19 protein-coding genes and 1 tRNA gene are annotated in these 19,809 nt (G+C 28.1%); 19 read left to right on the top strand and 1 reads right to left on the bottom strand.

Going from position 1 to position 19,809, the window contains the following annotated elements:
• The first annotated feature begins 383 nt into the window (after window positions 1-383).
• The 7 genes from B5E58_RS10445 (at window position 384) to B5E58_RS10475 (ending at window position 6,115) form a co-directional block, all read left to right on the top strand.
• Window positions 384-1,667 carry a glucose-1-phosphate adenylyltransferase gene (locus B5E58_RS10445; protein WP_088109610.1) on the top strand — a complete coding sequence of 428 codons (1,284 nt, stop codon included), beginning with the start codon at window positions 384-386 and terminating at the stop codon, window positions 1,665-1,667.
• Window positions 1,664-2,776: a glucose-1-phosphate adenylyltransferase subunit GlgD gene (glgD, locus tag B5E58_RS10450; protein WP_088109611.1), complete on the top strand. Its 1,113-nt coding sequence runs from the start codon at window positions 1,664-1,666 to the stop codon at window positions 2,774-2,776. Before B5E58_RS10445 ends, glgD begins: the two co-directional genes overlap by 4 nt.
• Window positions 2,777-2,878: 102 nt before the next feature.
• On the top strand, window positions 2,879-3,166 hold the full coding sequence (gene spoVG, locus B5E58_RS10455; protein WP_088109612.1) for a septation regulator SpoVG: 288 nt from the start codon (window positions 2,879-2,881) through the stop codon (window positions 3,164-3,166).
• Window positions 3,167-3,268: 102 nt separating this feature from the next.
• On the top strand, window positions 3,269-3,991 hold the full coding sequence (locus B5E58_RS10460; protein ID WP_088109613.1) for a M48 family metallopeptidase: 723 nt from the start codon (window positions 3,269-3,271) through the stop codon (window positions 3,989-3,991).
• Between the two features lie 75 nt (window positions 3,992-4,066).
• Window positions 4,067-4,140: transfer RNA gene (locus B5E58_RS10465), tRNA-Met, on the top strand.
• A 76-nt stretch (window positions 4,141-4,216) separates the two neighbouring features.
• Window positions 4,217-4,681, top strand: a complete 465-nt coding sequence (locus B5E58_RS10470; RefSeq protein ID WP_088109614.1) for a hypothetical protein — start codon at window positions 4,217-4,219, stop codon at window positions 4,679-4,681.
• 153 nt (window positions 4,682-4,834) lie between these two features.
• Complete coding sequence (locus B5E58_RS10475) at window positions 4,835-6,115, top strand: MATE family efflux transporter (protein WP_088109615.1); 1,281 nt, start codon at window positions 4,835-4,837, stop codon at window positions 6,113-6,115.
• A 60-nt stretch (window positions 6,116-6,175) separates the two neighbouring features.
• Here B5E58_RS10475 and B5E58_RS10480 read toward each other — a convergent pair whose 3' ends face one another.
• A complete protein-coding gene (locus B5E58_RS10480; RefSeq protein WP_088109616.1) occupies window positions 6,176-7,894 on the bottom strand; it encodes an S-layer homology domain-containing protein in 1,719 nt (572 codons plus the stop codon).
• 304 nt (window positions 7,895-8,198) lie between these two features.
• Here B5E58_RS10480 and B5E58_RS10485 point away from each other — a divergent pair, with 304 nt between their 5' ends.
• From B5E58_RS10485 to B5E58_RS10540, 12 genes are all read left to right on the top strand, one after another.
• Complete coding sequence (locus B5E58_RS10485) at window positions 8,199-8,825, top strand: sugar transferase (protein ID WP_088109617.1); 627 nt, start codon at window positions 8,199-8,201, stop codon at window positions 8,823-8,825.
• A 26-nt stretch (window positions 8,826-8,851) separates the two neighbouring features.
• The gene (locus B5E58_RS10490; RefSeq protein ID WP_088109618.1) at window positions 8,852-9,694 is read left to right on the top strand and encodes an aldolase/citrate lyase family protein; all 843 of its coding nucleotides are present in this window, start codon (window positions 8,852-8,854) and stop codon (window positions 9,692-9,694) included.
• Window positions 9,691-10,818 (top strand): glycosyltransferase family 4 protein, encoded by a 1,128-nt coding sequence (locus B5E58_RS10495; protein ID WP_088109619.1) that lies wholly within the window; start codon window positions 9,691-9,693, stop codon window positions 10,816-10,818. The genes B5E58_RS10490 and B5E58_RS10495 overlap by 4 nt, the downstream gene beginning before the upstream one ends.
• Window positions 10,819-10,837: 19 nt before the next feature.
• Complete coding sequence (locus tag B5E58_RS10500) at window positions 10,838-11,926, top strand: glycosyltransferase (protein ID WP_242956656.1); 1,089 nt, start codon at window positions 10,838-10,840, stop codon at window positions 11,924-11,926.
• Between the two features lie 2 nt (window positions 11,927-11,928).
• Window positions 11,929-13,050 carry a glycosyltransferase family 1 protein gene (locus tag B5E58_RS10505; protein WP_088109621.1) on the top strand — a complete coding sequence of 374 codons (1,122 nt, stop codon included), beginning with the start codon at window positions 11,929-11,931 and terminating at the stop codon, window positions 13,048-13,050.
• A gap of 6 nt (window positions 13,051-13,056) precedes the next feature.
• Complete coding sequence (locus B5E58_RS10510; protein ID WP_088109622.1) at window positions 13,057-14,154, top strand: glycosyltransferase; 1,098 nt, start codon at window positions 13,057-13,059, stop codon at window positions 14,152-14,154.
• Window positions 14,144-15,277 carry a glycosyltransferase gene (locus tag B5E58_RS10515; protein WP_088109623.1) on the top strand — a complete coding sequence of 378 codons (1,134 nt, stop codon included), beginning with the start codon at window positions 14,144-14,146 and terminating at the stop codon, window positions 15,275-15,277. The genes B5E58_RS10510 and B5E58_RS10515 overlap by 11 nt, the downstream gene beginning before the upstream one ends.
• A gap of 108 nt (window positions 15,278-15,385) precedes the next feature.
• Window positions 15,386-16,486 carry an EpsG family protein gene (locus B5E58_RS10520; RefSeq protein WP_158097732.1) on the top strand — a complete coding sequence of 367 codons (1,101 nt, stop codon included), beginning with the start codon at window positions 15,386-15,388 and terminating at the stop codon, window positions 16,484-16,486.
• A gap of 16 nt (window positions 16,487-16,502) precedes the next feature.
• Entirely contained in the window at window positions 16,503-17,531 is a 1,029-nt protein-coding gene (locus tag B5E58_RS10525; protein ID WP_330395645.1) for a glycosyltransferase family 2 protein, read from the top strand.
• A 12-nt stretch (window positions 17,532-17,543) separates the two neighbouring features.
• A complete protein-coding gene (locus tag B5E58_RS10530; RefSeq protein ID WP_088109626.1) occupies window positions 17,544-18,530 on the top strand; it encodes a glycosyltransferase in 987 nt (328 codons plus the stop codon).
• A 16-nt stretch (window positions 18,531-18,546) separates the two neighbouring features.
• Window positions 18,547-19,503: a glycosyltransferase family 2 protein gene (locus tag B5E58_RS10535; protein ID WP_088109627.1), complete on the top strand. Its 957-nt coding sequence runs from the start codon at window positions 18,547-18,549 to the stop codon at window positions 19,501-19,503.
• 8 nt (window positions 19,504-19,511) lie between these two features.
• The coding region (locus B5E58_RS10540; protein ID WP_143597256.1) for a glycosyltransferase family 2 protein at window positions 19,512-19,809 on the top strand (298 nt) is incomplete at its 3' end.

Raw genomic sequence — 19,809 nt, forward strand, 5'->3', positions numbered from 1 at the left:
TGAACGCCTCAATTCCATAAAAAATTCTTTTTTTAGAGTATACTACAATGACAATTTAAAGTCCATAATACTTATATTATTATTGTCATTATCACTTTATTTATAAATATAGAATAAAAATATTAAAATACAGTGAAAAAAGTGTAACAAAAGTGTATTGTATACATAAATATGTGATTTATTTGATTAAAAGTAAAAAAACAATCAAATTATGGTAAAAAAATAATTAAATTTTTTTAATTTTGGTGTACAAGTGTGAAAAAATGTGTTATTATATTAGTGTAAATTGCCTATTTTACAATGCGTTTACATAAAAATTTTATTGCGTTTTAATAAAATAAGCCTTTAGTTTTATAAAATGCATCATTGGGGGTAAAGAGTTTATGCGAAAAAAAGAAATGATGGCCATGCTTCTGGCCGGAGGACAAGGTAGTCGACTTGGGATTTTAACAAGAAATGTTGCAAAACCAGCAGTTACATTTGGCGGAAAATATAGAATTATTGACTTTCCATTAAGTAACTGTATTAATTCGGGCGTTGACACTGTTGGTGTTCTTACACAGTACCAGCCTTTAAGACTTAACCAGCATATTGGCATTGGTATTCCATGGGACCTCGACAAGAGAAACGGCGGTGTAACAATTCTTGCACCACATGTTAAAGGCGGCGGTGATTCAGGTGAATGGTTCATGGGTACTGCAAATGCCATTTTCCAGAACATCGAATATATTGATAGCAATAACCCTGAGTATGTTCTTGTTTTATCAGGAGACCATATTTATAAAATGGACTACTCAAAAATGCTCGAATTCCACAAAGAAAACAACTGTGCAGCTACTATCGCTGTTATGGAAGTTCCTATTGAGGAAGCTAGCCGTTTCGGTATCATGAATACTGAAGGAAACGACAAGATTTATGAGTTTGAGGAAAAACCTGCTAATCCTAAGAGTAACCTTGCTTCTATGGGTATTTACATATTTACATGGTCAAGACTTCGTGAAGCTTTAATTGAGGACAGCAAAGTTCATCCAGATAGTGACTTTGGTATGCATATCATTCCTAAAATGCTTAGTGAAGGACAGACAATGTATGCTTACAGATTTAAAGATTATTGGAAAGATGTTGGAACAATAGAGTCTTACTGGCAGGCTAATATGGAACTTATTAAAACTTTACCAGAATTCAATCTTTATGAAGATTTCTGGAAGATTTATACAAACAGTGACCACCAGCCTCCACAGTACACAGCTAAAGATGCAAAAGTTTCTACAAGTATTGTTTCTGAAGGCTGTGAAGTTTACGGCGAAGTTTATAACTCAGTTTTAGGACCTGGAGTTATAATTGAAAAAGGTGCTGTTGTTAAAGACTCAATTATTATGGAAAACACTGTTATTAACTCAGGCTGTTACATTGATAGATGTATCCTTGATGAAAACTGTACTGTTGGTGCTAATGTAAAAATGGGTCTTGGCGAAAATATTGCTAACGAAAGCAAACCTAAAATCTATAATACAGGTATTACAGTAGTTGGGGATAATACAAATATTCCTTCAAATGTTGAAATCGGAAAGAACTGTGTAATTTTTGGAAACACAACAGAGAGTGATTACCCCGAAAATAAACTTGAAAGCGGAAAATCAATTATCAAAGAGGGGGCATCATTATGAAAGCAATAGGTATTATTTTAGCCGGAGGAAATAACGAAGGTCTTGGAACACTTACAGAATTAAGAGCAGCAGCAGCTATGCCGGTAGCTAGCTGTTACAGAGCAATCGACTTTACTTTAAGTAGTATGTCAAGCTCAGGAATAAACAAAGTAGCTGTACTTACACAGTACAACTCACGTTCTCTTCAGGACCACCTTACATCTTCAAAATGGTGGGATTTCGGAAGAAAACAGGGAGGTCTCTTTGTTTTCACACCTTATACAAGCCGTAACGATAATAGCTGGTTTAGAGGTACAGCAGACTCTATTTATCAGAACCTTTCATATCTTAAGAGAAGTAATGAACCTTATGTTGTTATAACATCTGGTGATACAATCTACAAAATGGATTATAGAGAAGTAATTAAGTACCATGTTGAAAAAGGTGCTGATATTACTGTTGTATATAAAAACATGGAAGGAAAAGACCTTTCAAAATTTGGTATACTTCAGATGGACGATGACAAACGTCTTAATGAGTTTGAAGAAAAACCTTTACAGGCTCAGTCTTCAAATGCTTCCTTAGGTATATATGTAATATCAAGAACACTTCTTATAAGTCTACTTGGACAGATTATTCCTGAAGGAAGATATGACCTTGTTAAAGATATTATTATAAGATTTAGAAAAACTCTTAAAATCTATGGTTATGAGTTTGATGGATATTGGAGCTCAATTTCTGGTGGTGTTAATGATTACTTTAACACAAATATGGATTTCTTAAACAGAGATGTAAGAGACATATTTACAAAAAATGCTCCTTTTGTTGAAACAAAACCAAAAGATGAACCACCAGCAAAATATAATGCAGGTGCTGATGTAAGCGACACAATAGTAGGAAGCGGAAGTATATTAAACGGCAAGATTGAACATTCTGTTGTATTCCGTAAAGTATATACAGGAGAAAATTCTACTGTTAAAAACTCCATTATTATGGAAGGAAGCTATATAGGAAATAATTGCGTTGTTGAAAATGCAATCCTTGATAAAGATGTTGTACTTTCTGATGGAAAACAGATTATAGGAGAAGAAGGTAACCCTGTAATTATAAGCAAAGGAACAGTTATATAATATCTTTTATAATTAAAAAATTGGGGCATAATATTCAAGCAGAATGTAAGTGAGTGCTGTTTAAATTTTTATCGGCATTCGGCAAACTAAGGGGGAATTTTTATGAAAATCACAGATGTTAGAGTTAGAAAAGTTAATAAAGACGGAAAAATGAAAGCCGTTGTTTCTGTAACTTTTGATAATGAATTTGTTGTTCATGATATAAAAGTTATCGAACGTGAAGATAGTCTTTTTATAGCTATGCCCAGCAGAAAGACCGCAGACGGAGAATTTAGGGATATAGCACACCCTATAAATGCCGAAACTAGAGAAAAAATTCAAACAGCTGTACTCGAAAAATATGAAGCAGCTCTTTTAAACAATGATAGTGAAGAAATAACTGAAGAATAATTTTATTTATATTTAGAGCCTGTTTTTATAAACAGGCTCTTTTTATTTTTGGGGTATATATGATAAAATTGTTTTTATAATATTTTTTGGAGATTATTTATTATGGAAATATATGATTTGTATTATAAAGACAATAAAATTCAATACACTCTTGAGAGAAAAAATATTCGCCGTGTCAATATACGATTAAAAAGTGATAAAAAGGTTTATGTGTCAGCTCCCTATAATGTGCCTTTAGATTTTATACAAAATTTTGTTTCATCAAAATCTAAGTGGATATTTAAAAATATTGCTGATATTGAAAAAAGACAGAATAATAAAATTGATAGTGATATTTATAATAATAAAATTGTGTTTTTTATGGGAAATAAATTTAAAGTTAATATTATTAAAGATTTGAAAAACAATATTATATTGGATTATGAAAATATGTATATAAATATATATACTGCATATGATAATTCTGAATATATAAAAAAATTATATTTAGATTGGCTTGAATTTAATTGTAATATTGTTTTTAAAGAGTCAGTTGAAAGAATGATTGAACTTTTATCTGATTATAATATAGATTTTCCTAAAATCTCTGTCAGAAATATGAAAACAAGATGGGGGAGCTGTACTCCTTCAAAAAAGAGTATACGATTAAATTTACAGCTTATTAAAGCTGATATTAAGTGTATAGACCAAGTTGTACTTCATGAGCTTGTTCATTTTATATATTTTAATCATAGTAAAGATTTTTACTCAGTTATAAAAAAATATATGCCTGATTATAAAGAGCGTAAAGATTGTCTTGAAAATAATTTTAAAGATGGCATATAAAAGTTTAGTTATAATACAGTTGACGTATATATATGATAGTGATATAATTATTTTTAGATAAAAACTATATAATATCGCGGAGTGGAGCAGCTCGGTAGCTCGTCGGGCTCATAACCCGAAGGTCACAGGTTCAAATCCTGTCTCCGCAATTTCTTTAAACCACTAATTATAGTGGTTTATTTTTTTGCTAAATTTTATGATATAATTTTAAAAAGGGGGTATTCTATGATTAAAAGTAAAAGATTTTTAATTGTTATTATTGTTTTTGTATTAATTTATATTGTTTATACCTTTCCTGAAAATCTTATATCTAAAAAAATTAAAAATGATGTGTCTTTAATAAAAATCACAAAAGTTATAATACACCCCGGATTTAATGGTGGTAGTGATATAAAATATTATGACATTTCTTCTAAAGACAAAATATCAAAATTTATTGATGATTTGTCAAATGACAAAATATCGAAAAAATTTACAACGTCAATTAAATCTACAAATACAGATATAGTCACATATTTTATTGTTGATATGTATAATGCTGAAAATGAAATGCTTGTTGATAATTTTACTTTATATAAGTCTGTGGATAAATATGAGATAAATAAAAATATAAGTTTTGATTTTAAAAGACCATATTATAAATGTAATGGGGAAGCTGTTTATAACTATTTGAATGGCTTTTTTGAATAATATGTGGACGAATTTTGTTTGTTGTGATAAAATATTAAAAAATAAATAGGGGAAATCTCTGCCGCCGGGTAGAGAAAAATATTACACTCTGATTTTGTATCGATAGGCCTTAGCAGATACAATTTATAGAGTGTATTTTTTTTGGAGGGATTTATGGAGAATGTGAGTATTGAGAAAGCTTTTGCAAAATATGTAGTTTTAAATATTATAAGTATGATAGGAATATCTGCTTATATATTGGCTGATACAGTGTTTATTGCAAGAGGAATTGGAGCTGATGGTCTTACAGCTTTAAACCTTGCTTTGCCACTTTTTAATGTAATTCAAGGGTCAGGGCTTATGATTGGAATGGGAGCTTCAACAAGATTTTCTATATCAAAATCAGAGGTAGTTTTTACACAGGCTTTATATTTCGCTCTTTTTTTATCACTTATATTGGCTGTTATAGGGTTTTTATTTTCTGATAATTTAAGTTTACTTCTTGGAGCTGATGAAGTCACTAAGGATATGACAAGCAGTTATTTAAAAGTAATATTAATGTTTTCGCCTATGTTTATGCTTAATAATACAATGCTTTGTTTTGTAAGAAATGATAATAATCCAAAACTCGCTATGATTGCAATGACTTGTGGAAGTATATCTAATATTATACTTGACTATGTTTATGTATTCCCTATGAACCTTGGAATATTTGGAGCTGCTTTGGCAACTGGTACAGCTCCTGTTGTAAGTCTTATAATACAGTCATCTCATATATGGAGAAAGAAAAATTCTTTCCATGTAAAGGCTATAAAACCCATATTTTCTGTCATTAAAGATATAGGGGCTCTTGGTGTTTCTTCTTTAATAAGCGAAATTTCATCTGGAGTTGTAATAGTTGTTTTTAATTTTGTAATACTTGGTCTTGCGGGAAATACAGGTGTTGCGGCTTATGGTATAATTGTTAATATTGCCCTTGTAATAATATCTATATTTACAGGTATTTCAGAGGGAATACAGCCTCTTGTAAGTAGAAGTTATGGAAAAGGTGAAAAAGATAATGTTAAAAAGGTTTATAAATATGGCGTAATAACAGCTATTTCTATATCTATTGTTGTTTATTTAGTATCATTTATATATGCAGAGCCTATTGTCACAATATTTAACAGAGAAAATGACCCTGTACTTATGAATATGGCTGTTGATGGTATGAAATTTTATTTTACTGCTTTTATTTTTGTTGGAATAAATGTTATAACATCAATATTTTTTAGCTCAACAGATAATCCAAAACCAGCTTTTATAATATCAATAATGAGAGGTTTTGTTGTAATTGTTCCTATGGCATTTATAATGTCAAGACTTTTTGGAATGACAGGTGTTTGGTGGACACTTACAGTGTCAGAACTTATTGTTTCTTGTTTTTCAATGTTTATTGTTAGAAAGAACATATAATTTTATAAATATAATAAAAAAGTCAGTAGATATTAATCTACTGACTTTTTGTTTTAAATTTTAGTTGTATGTTGACCAATCAGGGTCTGGAAGGAGTTCTGTCCATTTTTCGTAGCAGAAACCTCTACCTTCAACGATTTCTTCTGTTCTTTCATAACCATGAGTATTTGTAGCCTCCTGAACTGCTTCATAATACCAAGCTGTTGTTGGAACATCTGTGTATGTTCTCATAGTATCAAGCATATCTCCTGCGTGAGTTGCACGCTGAAGAACACGGTTAGTAAGAGACATAACCTCGGCACGAGTGATTGCCTGATTTGGTTTGAATGTGTTGTCAGGGTATCCTGAAATCCAACCATATGTGTATGCAAAGTTAATATAATCTTCAGCCCAATGACCTGCAACATCTGTAAATGTACTTGTACCTTCTGTAAGTTCTGAGAACTTAGAAGCTATTGTTGCAAGCTCTGCTCTTGATATAGGAGCGTCTGGTTTAAATGTTCCGTCTGGATAACCAGATATAATTCCCATATTTGTAAGAGTAGCAACTGATGTGTTGTACCATGAGTTAGCATTAACATCAGTAAAGTTTGTTGTACGTGAAAGATTCATTGTTCTTGCATAGTCTGTAAGAAGTCTGTAATATATTGCAGCAACTTCGGCTCTTGTTATCTGGTTTTCTGGACGAATTGTTCCATCATCATAACCTACGATATAAGCAAAGTGGTCCTCAAGGTTAAGGTCTGCTAATGGTGGTTCTTCATCTTCGATAGTAATTCCACCACCGCCACCGCCGCCGGTGCCGCCGCCAGAGCCACTGCCCCAGTCAGCTATAAGAGTGATATCTTTTGTTATAGGTGTTGAGAAGTCAAAAACTGTTCCTTCTCCAACTACAAGCCAGTTGTTAAGAGGACGTACACCATTTGTTACTTCAGGTCTTGTTATTGTATTACCACATACAACAGTCTGTGGAGCAACTGATGTACCACCATTTGAGTTAAATGTTACAGTATGTGTATCAGCTTTAAAATCATTGTAGACTTCATCAGCATCAAATTTGAATGTAACATCATTAGCAACAAATGCAACATTTATAATACTGTCAACAGTACCATCAGCATAAACTTTTACTGTGTCACCGTTTCTAAGTGCAGTAACAGCACCTCCTGAAAGGTCAGCAGAAACACCGCTTAATGTTATTGTTGATGTAAACTGTTTTGTATCTTTAGTTATAGTATTATCATTGATATATGCAAGCATATCATCATTTACAATCATCTTAAGTGATTTTATTTCTGATGGTTTTACAGGTATTTTGTATGTATATACTGTAAATCCGTTTTCATCTTTACTTTCAGTTGGAACGATTTCTCCAAACTGTTCTGGGTCTGGTGTTAAAAATGTACTGCTAAAAGTACATTCAATATTACCATTAGCATCTGTATTGAATTTTAAACCATCAGTAATTACATTTTCGCTTGTACCTTCAGATGTAACTGATACATCTACATTGATAGTGAATTTTGCTGATTCAAGTTCTCTTGAATGCCAGTCAGTAAGAAGTTTAGCCATACTATCAGTCATGTTTAATGTAGCTGTGTAAGAAATACTGTTTGTTTCAGGAGTTCCAAAACAATATTCAATAGCTGTGTTATTTCCGTGATTTGAGTTGATTTTAACTGTGTTTAAATCAAAAGCAGAAGCGGAAACAGGGAACATAGCAGAAAGCATAGCAATACTCATTGAACAAGCAACAAGTTTTTTAAATCCTTTTTTCATGTCTTTCTCCTTTCCAAAAAGTCATACCTAAAATATAAAGTTTAATTACATTTTTTATAATATAACTTTTTTGAATTATTATATATACATAACTTATTATATTCCTTCTTGAGCATAAAAGTCAAGAATGTTTGGTTATTTAAGAAATTTTATAAAAAAAAGGTAATTTTAAAAAGATTTTTTATTAATACATTGTTATAATTACTAAAAAAATATTAATTACATTATTTCGTTGAAATAATTAGAGGAATTTGGTATAATATAGTAAAATTTTTTTATTTTGTAATTTATAGAAGGTGGTAGTATGTTTTATTTAAAAGTAAAAAGATTTCTTGATATTATATTATCATTTTTGGGGATAGTAATTTTATCACCAGTATTTCTTTTTACAGCTGCTGCTATAAAACTTGATTCTCCAGGAGAAATCATATTTAAACAGCAGAGAATAGGACTTAATGGTAAAGTTTTTAATATTTACAAATTTAGGTCTATGTGTGTTGGGGCTGAAAAAACAGGTACAGGACAGTACAGTTTTAAGGGAGACCCTAGAGTAACAAAAGTAGGAAAAGTAATAAGAGCTTTAAGTATTGATGAGTTGCCTCAATTTTTTAATATACTTAAAGGTGAGATGAGTATAATAGGTCCTAGACCTACTCTTACATATCATCCATGGAAATTTGAGGATTATACAAATGAACAGAAAAAAAGATTTTTAGTTCGTCCTGGAGTTACAGGACTTGCTCAAATTAATGGAAGAAAGGACATTTCTTGGGACAAGCGTATAGAGTATGACATAGAATATATTGAAAATATGTCCTTTTTTAATGATTTTAAAATATTTTTTAAAACAATTATAAAAATTTTAATGAGAGCTGATAACATGAATACTGGTGAGACTGTTTCTCATAGTCTTAACAAAAAAACTGCTTGATTTGATTATAGAAGGACAGAATTATTATGAGTATAAAACTTATGTATATAACTAATAGAGAAGATGTGGCTTGTATAGCTGATGAATGTGGTGTTGATAGAATATTTATAGACCTTGAAATACTTGGCAAAGAGGAAAGACAAGGATATCTTGATACAGTTATTTCTTATCACACTATTGAAGATGTTGGTAAAATAAGAAAAGTTATTAAAAATGCAGAACTTCTTGTCCGTACAAATCCTATTAATAATAACAGTAGTGAAGAATTAGATAAAATTATAAATTTGGGAGCTGATATAGTTATGCTCCCATTTTTTAGGACAAAATATGAAGTTCAAAAATTTGTAGATATTGTTAATGGTAGAGCTAAAGTATGCATACTTTTGGAAACTCCTGAGGCTGTTGATGTATTAGATGATATACTTACTATAAAAGGTATTGATGAAATACATATAGGACTTAATGACCTTCATATTGGATATGGTCTTGATTTTATGTTTCAGCTTCTTTCTAATGGAACTGTTGAAAAAATATGTGATAAAATAAAAAAAGCTGGTATAAAGTATGGATTTGGAGGAATTTCAAGCATAGGTGAGGGAGAACTTCCGGCGGAATATATACTTTGTGAACATTATAGGCTTGGTTCATCAATGGTTATATTGTCACGTTCATTCTGTGATACTAAAAAAATATCTGATATTAATGAAATTAAAAAAATATTCTATAATGGTGTTAAAGAAATAAGAAAAAAAGAGTTAGAGTTTTCAAAATATACTGAAAAAGATTTTTTGAATAATAAATTCATTGTATCTGAAAAAGTTGAAATTATAGTTGACAAAATTATAGAGCAAAAGAGGAATTTAGTATGAAAAAAATTTTATTTACAGCAACTGTTCAAAGTCATATTTGCCTTTTTCATCTTCATGTTATGAAAATGTTAAAAGAAAAATATGGTTGTGAAATACATGTAGCAGCAAGAGATAACCTTATGGAGAAAAAGGGACTTAAACTTGAGTATTATGATAAAGCTTTTTCTATTCCTTTTACTCGTTCTCCTATTAGCAAAAATAATATAAAAGCTTATAAAATGCTTAAAAACTTAATTAAAGAAAATGATTATGATGTTATACATTGTAATACTCCTGTTGGTGGTATTCTTTCAAGAATGGCTGCTAAAAGTGTAGGCAAAAAAGATTTAAAAGTTATATATACAGCTCATGGTTTCCATTTTTTTAAAGGTGCTCCCAAAAAGAATTGGGTTCTTTTTTATACATTAGAGAAGTACTTTTCTAAATTTACAGATGTTTTAATCACTATAAATAAGGAAGATTATAATATTGCAAAACAAAAATTTAAAGCTAAAAAAATAGAGTACGTTCCCGGAATTGGTGTTGATATACCTAAATTTAGAGATGTATCTGTTGATATAGCTGAAAAAAGAAAAGAACTTGGTATACCTAAAGATGCTTTTTTGGTTCTTTCTGTTGGTGAGATGAGTATAAGAAAAAATCAAGAAGTTGTTATTAAAGCCATAAGTAAAACTAAAAAAGATGATATATATTATGTCATATGTGGAGTTGGAGCTTTGGAAGAGTATCTTAAAGAACTTGCCAAAAAAGAAGGACTTGAAGATAGATTTATTTTGGGTGGACATAGACGTGATATACAAGAAATATGCAAAATGGCAGATGTTTTTGTATTTCCTTCTTTACAAGAAGGATTGCCTGTTGCTCTTATGGAGGCTATGGCTTCAGGATTGCCTGTTATTGCTTCTGATATAAGAGGAAATGTTGACCTTATAGAAGATGGAAAAGGCGGTTTTCTTGTAAATCCTTATGATGTTGATAGAATATGTGATAAAATAAATTTTATATACAATGATAAATCTATGAATGAAAGTTTTAGAGAATTTAATGAAGAAAAAATTAAAAACTTCGGAAAAGATGTTGTTCTTTCAAAAATGGAAGAAATATATAAAGAAGTTTTGAAGTAAGGAGTTGCAGGTTTTGAGAGTGCTTCATTTTATACCAGATATAGGAATATCAAATGGTATTATGAGTGTTATTTTAAATTATTATAACAATATGCCCGAAGATATTGATTTTGATATTATATATTTTAAAGATACTGAAAGAACGAGAAAAAGCGACATTGAGAAGCTCGGAGGAAGGGTATATAAAATAGAACGCCCTTCCTTAAGAGCTTTTTTTACTAGAGATATTGATAAATTTTTTAAAAATCATAAAGATGAGTACAGTTTTTTACATATACATCATCCAGCTATGACAGTATTTCTTGCACCAACAGCTAAAAAATATGGTGTAAAGAATATAGCAATACATTGTCATTCCACATGGTTTTCATTTAAAAAGAGAAATATTATAATAAATAGAATTTTAAGTATTATTGCTAAAAATATGACTACATATATGTTTGCTTGTGGTAGAGATGCAGGTATATTTTGGTATAGTGAAAAAGATTTTAAAAATGGAAAAGTCACTGTTATAAATAATGCTGTTGACTGTGAAAAATTTAGATTTTCTCAAAATATTCGTGATGAGTATAGAGAAAAATTGGGTGTTAGTGATAAATTTGTAGTTGGTCATGTTGGTAGAGTTAAACCTCCACAAAAAAATCATCCTTTTATAATAAAAATATTTTCTGAGATTAAAAAAATTAATAGTAATGCTGTTCTTATGCTTGCCGGAGCAGATGAGGATTATGAACTTTCTAATATTGCTAAAAGTTTAAATGTATACGATGATATAAAATTTATGGGACAGAGAAAAGACGTTGATAAATTACTTCAGGTTTTTGATGTTTTCTTATTCCCTTCTTTTTATGAAGGGCTGCCTGTTGCAGCTGTTGAAGCTCAAGCTGCCGGTTTACCAGTTATTATGTCAGATTGTATAACAGATGAGGTCTGTATAACTGATAATGCAATTAGGCTTTCTCTTGACGAGTCGCCTAAATTATGGGCAAAAAAAGCTATTGAGTTATCTAATAAATTTAGGATAGATACTTTTGATATTATGAAATGTAAAGGTTGGAACATAAAAGATAGTGCTCAAAATCTTGCACATATATATAAGGAAGTGTAATTATGAGTGATAAAATTAGAATATTACAGGTCTTCGGTAGTATGAACCGTGGTGGTGCCGAGACAATGATTATGAATATGTATAGAAATATTTATAGGGATAAAATGCAGTTTGATTTTGTTGTGCATAAAACTGATAAAGGAGATTATGATGATGAAATATATGATTTGGGAGGCAATATATTTTATTGTGAAAGATATAATGTTATAAATCATTTCTCATATGAAAAATGGTGGAACAAATTTTTTGATGAACATAAAGAATATAAAATTATTCATGCACATGCAACAGGACCAGCTGCTGTATATATTCCAATAGCTAAAAAACATGGTCTTTTTGCTATTTCTCATAGTCATATTGCTCTGTCTCAAAAAGGGTTTAGACAAGCTGTAAATAATATGTATAGAAAGCCTTTGGTTAATATATCTGATTATATGTTTGCTTGCTCAAGGGAAGCCGGATTTTGGATGTTTGGAAATGATATTGAAAATAAAAGTAATTATAGAGTTTTTAATAACGCTGTTGATACAGAAATTTTCAAATATAATGAAAATAAAAGAAATGAAAAACGAAAAGAATTAAAATTGGAAAATAATTTTGTAATAACAAATGTTTCTAGATTTCATGAGCAAAAAAATCATACTTTTATTATAGATATATTTGAAAAGGTATATGAAAAAAATAAAAATTCAAAGCTTCTTCTTGTAGGAGATGGCATGCTGAAAAGTGAAATTGAAAATAAAGTTAGAGATAAAGGTTTACAGGAATGTGTGATATTTACAGGAGTTAGAAGTGATATTCCTGAAATTCTTCAAGCTTCAGATGTTGTTCTTTTTCCATCTTTAAGAGAAGGATTACCTGTTGCTCTTGTGGAAGCTCAAGCATCTGGTCTTAAGGTTATATGTTCAGATACAATATCTAAAGAGGTTAAAATAACAAATCTTGTTGAGATGTATTCTTTGTCTGACAGTTCGGAAAAATGGGCTAATGAAATATTAAAATATTATGAAGGCTATGATAGAAAAGATATGAGTGACGAAATTAAAAAAGCTGGATACGATATAAAATCAAGTGCAAAATGGCTTCAGGAGTTTTATGAGAATATATTGATTAAAAAAAGGTGATTTGTTTTGAACAATAGAGTTTTATATTTTGGTATATCTCCAAACTTAGGTGGGGTTGAAACATTAATAAATGGTTTATATGATAATATTGAAGAATTTCAAATAGATTTTGTTGTAACATCAAAAGAAAAAATAAATTTTGAAAATAAATATATTGAAAAAGGTAGTCGCATTATAAGAATTAATCCTAGAAGAAAGGGTGTTTTTAAATATTGGAAAGAGCTTTTTAATATTTTTAAAAAATATAATGATTATAGTATAGTTCATGTTCACATAAATTCATGTAGCTCCATTGAACCTGTTATAGTAGCTAAGTTGTGTGGATTAAAAACTATTGTTCATAGTCATAATTCTAACGCTCCTGGAGGAAAGATAACTAAGTTTTTACACAAAATTAATAAGTGTATACTTCCTTTTTTTGCTGATTATTATATTGCTTGTTCTGATTTGGCTGGTAAATTTATGTTTTATAACAATAATATAAATTATTTAAAAAACGGAATAAAAATTGAAAATTATATATTTGATTTTAATAAAAGAGAAAATACAAGACAATTTTATAATTGTGAAAACGATTTTGTGATTTGTCATATAGGTATTTTTAATAATGTTAAAAATCAGACCTTTGTTGTTGATATTTTTAAAGATATTTTAATTCAACATAAAAATTCTAAACTTATATTAGTTGGAGATGGAGCTTTGAAAGAGAATGTTAAACAAAAATGTGTAGATTTGGGTATTGAACAAAATGTTATATTTACAGGGATTTGTAGTGATATACAATCAATTCTTTCAGCATCAGATATTTTTGTGTTTCCGTCATTATATGAAGGTCTACCTTTAACACTTGTAGAAGCTCAAACATCTGGTATAAAGGTTATATGTTCGGATACAATTTCAAATCAAGTTAAAATTACTGAGTTAATAGAAACACATTCTCTTTCACAAACATCTAATCAATGGGCAAAAGCTATTTTAAAATATTCTAATGGTTACAATAGAAAAGATATGAGTGAAGAAATTGAAAAAGCTGGATATGATATAAAATCAAGTGCAAAATGGCTTCAGGAGTTTTATGGGGAGATTTTGAATTATGATAAATAATAATAAATTGAAAAAAAATCTTATGATAGTTGTAAGTCCTTTGAAAATTGGAGGAGTTGACCTTGTTGCTATAAATCTCCAAACTCATATAAATAAAGATAAATATAATGTTATATATTATCTAAATGGTGAGGATATAGGGCCTATGGAAGATTACGTTTTAAAAACTGGTGCAACTATTTTTCATAGACCTAAAAATGTTGGTAAAAGTTACATAAAGCAATATTTATATCTTAAAAAATTTATGATAGAAAACGATATAGATATAGTACATTCTCATCTTATGTTTTATAGTGGACTTGTAATGAGAGCTGCTGCAAAGGTAGGGGTAAAAAAAAGAGTTCCTCATTCTCATATGACCAATCCATGTATTCAAAGGTCTCATTTAAAAAATTTCCTTTTTATTTTTTATCATTTTATTATGAAAGGTTTTCTTGTAAAATATGGAACTGATATTATAGCTTGTGGACCTGAGGCTGGATATTATCTTTATGGAAAAAAGATATTTAAAAAAAGAGGTATTATTTTACATAATGGAATTGAATTAAATAAATATTTTTATTCTAATGAAATTAGAAATTTATTAAGAAAATCAGAGAAATTAAATGACAGTATTGTGATAGGTCATGTAGGAAGGTTAAATTTTGTAAAAAATCATACATTTCTTTTAGATGTATTTTATGAGATATATAAAATTAATAATAATTCAGTATTGTTAATTGTTGGCGATGGAGAACAGAGGGAGAATATAATTAAAAAAGCAGATAAACTAGGGCTACTGGATAAAGTTATAATAACAGGAATAAGACGTGATGTTGAGAACTTTTTACAAGCTATGGATATTATGATATTTCCTTCTTTGTATGAAGGACTTCCTTTGACACTTATTGAAGCTCAAGCCTCAAAACTTCCTTGTCTTATTTCAGATACTGTTTCAAAATCTGCTAAATATAATGAAAATGTTGATTATATGTCACTTAAACAATCTCCAAAGGAATGGGCAAAAAAAGCTTTATATATGATAAAAAATGATAGAAATTCTATTAATATAAGTAATCTGTGTAAAGATTATGATATAAATAGTGTAGCTTTAAAGCTTGAGGAAATTTATGACAATATATAATGAAAGGACATATATATGGAAGTATATTTAAGTATATTTATTGCTTTTTCAATATTATATTATTTTTTGCCAAAAGACAAATTTAAGTATGCTTATATTTTTATTGTAATGGCTTTGGCAATTATGGCATATAATGCAGTTCCTAACGAAACTGATGATTTAACAAGATATTTTAAGCAGATTGAAAATCTTAGATATGGTGGTTGGGATAAATTACAACAAATGATAAGTGATGATGAAAGTGGTTGGGGAAGTTTACCTGTATGTGGATATTATTTTTATTTTATAAGTAGACTTCCTAGCAACAATTATCTTCAAGCTATAACAATATTTTTAGCTTATGGAAGTATGTTTATTATTATTTGTAAAGCATCTGTAAGATTTAATATTTCTAAATGGTATACATATTTAATGTCATTTTTTATATTATCAACATTTTGGTTCTATGATATATGTAGTGGTATTAGAAACGGACTTGCTTTTTGTATATTTGGTTTGTGTGTCTACTATTTTTTTGTAGAGAAAAAACATAAGTTTTTATGTATTATTGGTTTTATTCTTATGGCTGGACTTCATTCTAGCGTTATAATGCTTGATGTCATTTTATTACTTACCATTATAACAGGAAAAAGTGATAGTAAACTTTTAACACCCTTTATGTTTCTTGGAATGGCTGTTGGTTCAAGTTTTATAGGTTATATAAGTGAGTTTTCTAATAATGACTATATACTTTTAATAGCTGGAAAAGCTGAAAGACATATGGGAGAAGTTATAGATATTACACAAATTGGTGCATCTTATGCATCTAACATAGCTACTTTTGTTATTCTTCTTTTATTACTTATATATTTTATACCTATTATAAAAAAATCTAAATATAAAGATGATTTGTTTAAGTATATGAAGTTTATAAATTTTACAATGGCTTTTGCTTTTGGTTCAATGTTTACATCAGGACTTGTTTTTTTGAGACTTGTTAGATTTCTAATGCCTTCAATGGTTTTCATACTTATAATAATAGGCTTGCAGATATATAGTGATAATAAGGATAAAAAAGTTAAAAAGCAACATAGTAAAAGTATTATTGTAAATGTAAATAAAGAAAAAAATAATATTATGGTTATTAACTGTTTAATATTTTTTTATACAGTTATATATATGGTTTATGCATGTACTTTAAGTAGTCTTATATGGCTTCATTTTAGCTGATATAGAGGTGTTTGTTTTGATTAGTATAATAGTTCCTATATATAAAGTGGAAAAATACATAAATAAGTGCATTGATAGTATATTAAATCAAAAACTTAAAGATTTTGAGCTTATATTGGTAGATGATGGTTCACCGGATAATTGTGGAAAAATATGTGATGAATATTCAAAAAAAGATAATAGAATAAAAGTTATACATAAGAAAAACGGTGGTCTTGTAAGTGCAAGACAAGCAGGTTTTAAAGTATCTACTGGAGAATATATAGGTTTTGTAGATGGTGATGATTATATAGAAGAAAATATGTTTTTTGATATGATGGAAAAAGCTAAAGAATATAATGCAGATATGGTTTTATGTGATTTTTTTCATTTATATCCAGATAAAAAAGTTAAGTCTAAACAATATTTTGAAGGCGGATTTTATGATAAAAAATCTCTTGAAAAATATATTTACCCTAAAATGATTTTTTCTGGAAGTTATTATTCTTTTGGTTTTACTCCCAGTTGTTGGAGTAAAATTTTTAAAAGAGAAGTACTTGAGAATAATATTATGAAAGTTGATACAAGAATAAAAATGGGTGAAGATGCAGCATTTACGTATCCTTGTATGCTTGACTCAAATAATATTTATTTTATTAAAAATAAGCATCTTTATAATTATAGAATAAATCCAAAATCAATGACTCAAAGCTATGATAAAAATCTTTGGAATATAATACTTTTGCCATATTATAGACTTAAAGAAAAAAGTTTTGAAAGTGATTTTGATATAAGTTTTCAGTTGAATTATTACCTTTTGTATCTTATCAATTTTGTTATTAGAAATGAAGCGAAAGCTGGAAAAATAAAATCTTTGAAAGATAAAATTAAAATAATAAAAGAAATATTATACAATGATGATATTTTAAAGGCTATAAAAGAAGTTGACTTAAATATATTACCAAATCATACAAAAACTATTGTTAAGTTTATAAGAAAAAAATCTGTTTTGGGATTGTATATATATATTAATATGTTTTCTATATTTTTAAGAATTAAAAGATAGCAGGGTGTTTTTGTGGAAGAATATAAAATAAGTGTAATAGTACCTGTTTATAAGGTTGAAGAATATTTGAATAAATGTGTTGATAGCATAATAAATCAGACATACAAAAATTTAGAGATAATACTTGTAGATGATGGTTCACCGGATAGTTGTGGGAAAATATGTGATGAATATGCAAAAAAAGATAGTAGAATAAAGGTTATACATAAAGAAAATGGAGGAGTGTCATCAGCAAGAAATGCAGGTCTTGATGTAGCAACAGGCGACTATATAGGATTTGTAGATAGTGACGACTGGATAGAACCTAATATGTATGAGTTTTTGATTAAAAAATGCTTATATTATAATACAGATATAGCAAGATGTGAATTTATAGATGAGTATGATTTTAATATATCGGATAAAAATATTTCGTTAAATGAAAATTATTATATTATTGAAAATAGCGATAATATTATAATTGATATTATTAAAGGAAGTTGGAGTGAGGGGGTTTTATGTAATAAACTTTATAAAAGTTCATTACTTCGAAATATACGTTTAAAAAATGATTTGAAATATTGTGAAGATTTGCTTTTTAATTATTATGTTATGAAGAAGGCTAATAAAATTTTTGTGTCAAATATTAAAAAATATCATTATTTTAGAAGAAATGATTCTGTAACAGGTGTGCAAATATCTGAAAGTTCATTTGATATGTTAAAAGTTGCTAATATAATAATTAGTAACGAAATTGATAATAGAGAAATATATATTTATGCTGTAAGGAGAATTGTTAGGAATTGTATTGTTCTTATAAATAGTTGTATTATTAACAATTTATATAAAGATAAAGTTAGTTATATGAGAAATATAATAAGAAAATATATTGACAATATAAAAAATGATAATGTATACACTTTTAAAGAAAAGACTTGTGCTTTAATAATATGCTATATGTTGTGGTTATATATAATTCTTATAAAAATAAATCATATAAGAGTTGCTTTAAAAAATTGATATGGAGTAAAGTTTTATGGAAGAATATAAAATAAGTGTTATAGTACCTATATATAAAGTTGAAAAGTATTTGAATAAATGTATTGATAGTATTATAAATCAAACATATAAAAACTTAGAAATAATATTAGTAGATGATGGTTCACCAGATGATTGTGGAAAAATATGTGATGAATATGCTAAAAAAGATAGTAGAATAAAGGTTATACATAAGGAAAATGGAGGTCTTTCATCAGCAAGAAACTCAGGTCTTGATATAGCAACAGGTAATTATATAGGATTTGTAGACAGTGATGATTGGATTGATATCGATATGTATGAAACTATGATGAAATATGCAATATCACAAAAAGCAGATATTATTAGATGTGGAATACATATACATGAAAACGGAAAAATTTTTGATGAAGTAAATTCAGATATTGATTTAAATAAAGATATGGATGTAAAAATAAAAGAGCTTATTGATGGTGGAATATTACAAGGAGCTGCTTGGAATAAACTTTATAAAAAATTTCTTTTTGATGATATAAGATATGATGAAACTATTTTTAGAAATGAAGATAGTCTTGCATCTTATTATATATTAAAAAAAGCTAAAAAAGTTATTGCTATTAAAGAATGTAAATATAATTATTTAATTAGACAAGGTTCTATAATAATGTCAGGATTAAATTTAGCTAGTTTTGACATGATAAGAATAACTAAAATATTTATTGATAATGAAATCAATAATAAAATTACAAAGTCTTATTGTTTAAAAAGATTTGTTTTTATATCTTTACACTTATTAACACAATTAATAAGAGAAAATAAATTTATAGAAAAATTTAATGATATAAGAAGTGATATTATTAAATATAAAAAAGAAATATATAAATGTAAAATTATAAAATTTAGAGATAAAGTTAAAATTAGCTTAGTAATTTATACGCCTTTTATGTATAAATTTTTAGTTAAAAGAAAAAGGTGACAGATTATATGGAAAATAAAAAAATAAGTGTAATAGTGCCAATATATAATGTAGAAAAATATTTAAATAGATGTGTAGACAGTATAATAAATCAGACATATAAAAATTTGGAAATAATACTTGTAGACGATGGTTCACCAGATAATTGTGGAAAAATATGCGATGAATATGCAAAAAAAGATAATAGAATAAAGGTTGTACATAAAGAAAATGGAGGAGTATCATCAGCAAGAAATGTGGGTCTAAATATAGCAACAGGAGATTATATAGGTTTTGTAGATGGTGATGACTGGATAGATTTATATA

Source organism: Tyzzerella sp. An114, assembly GCF_002161055.1.
Classification (GTDB): Bacteria; Bacillota; Clostridia; order Lachnospirales; family Anaerotignaceae; genus Fimicola; species Fimicola cottocaccae.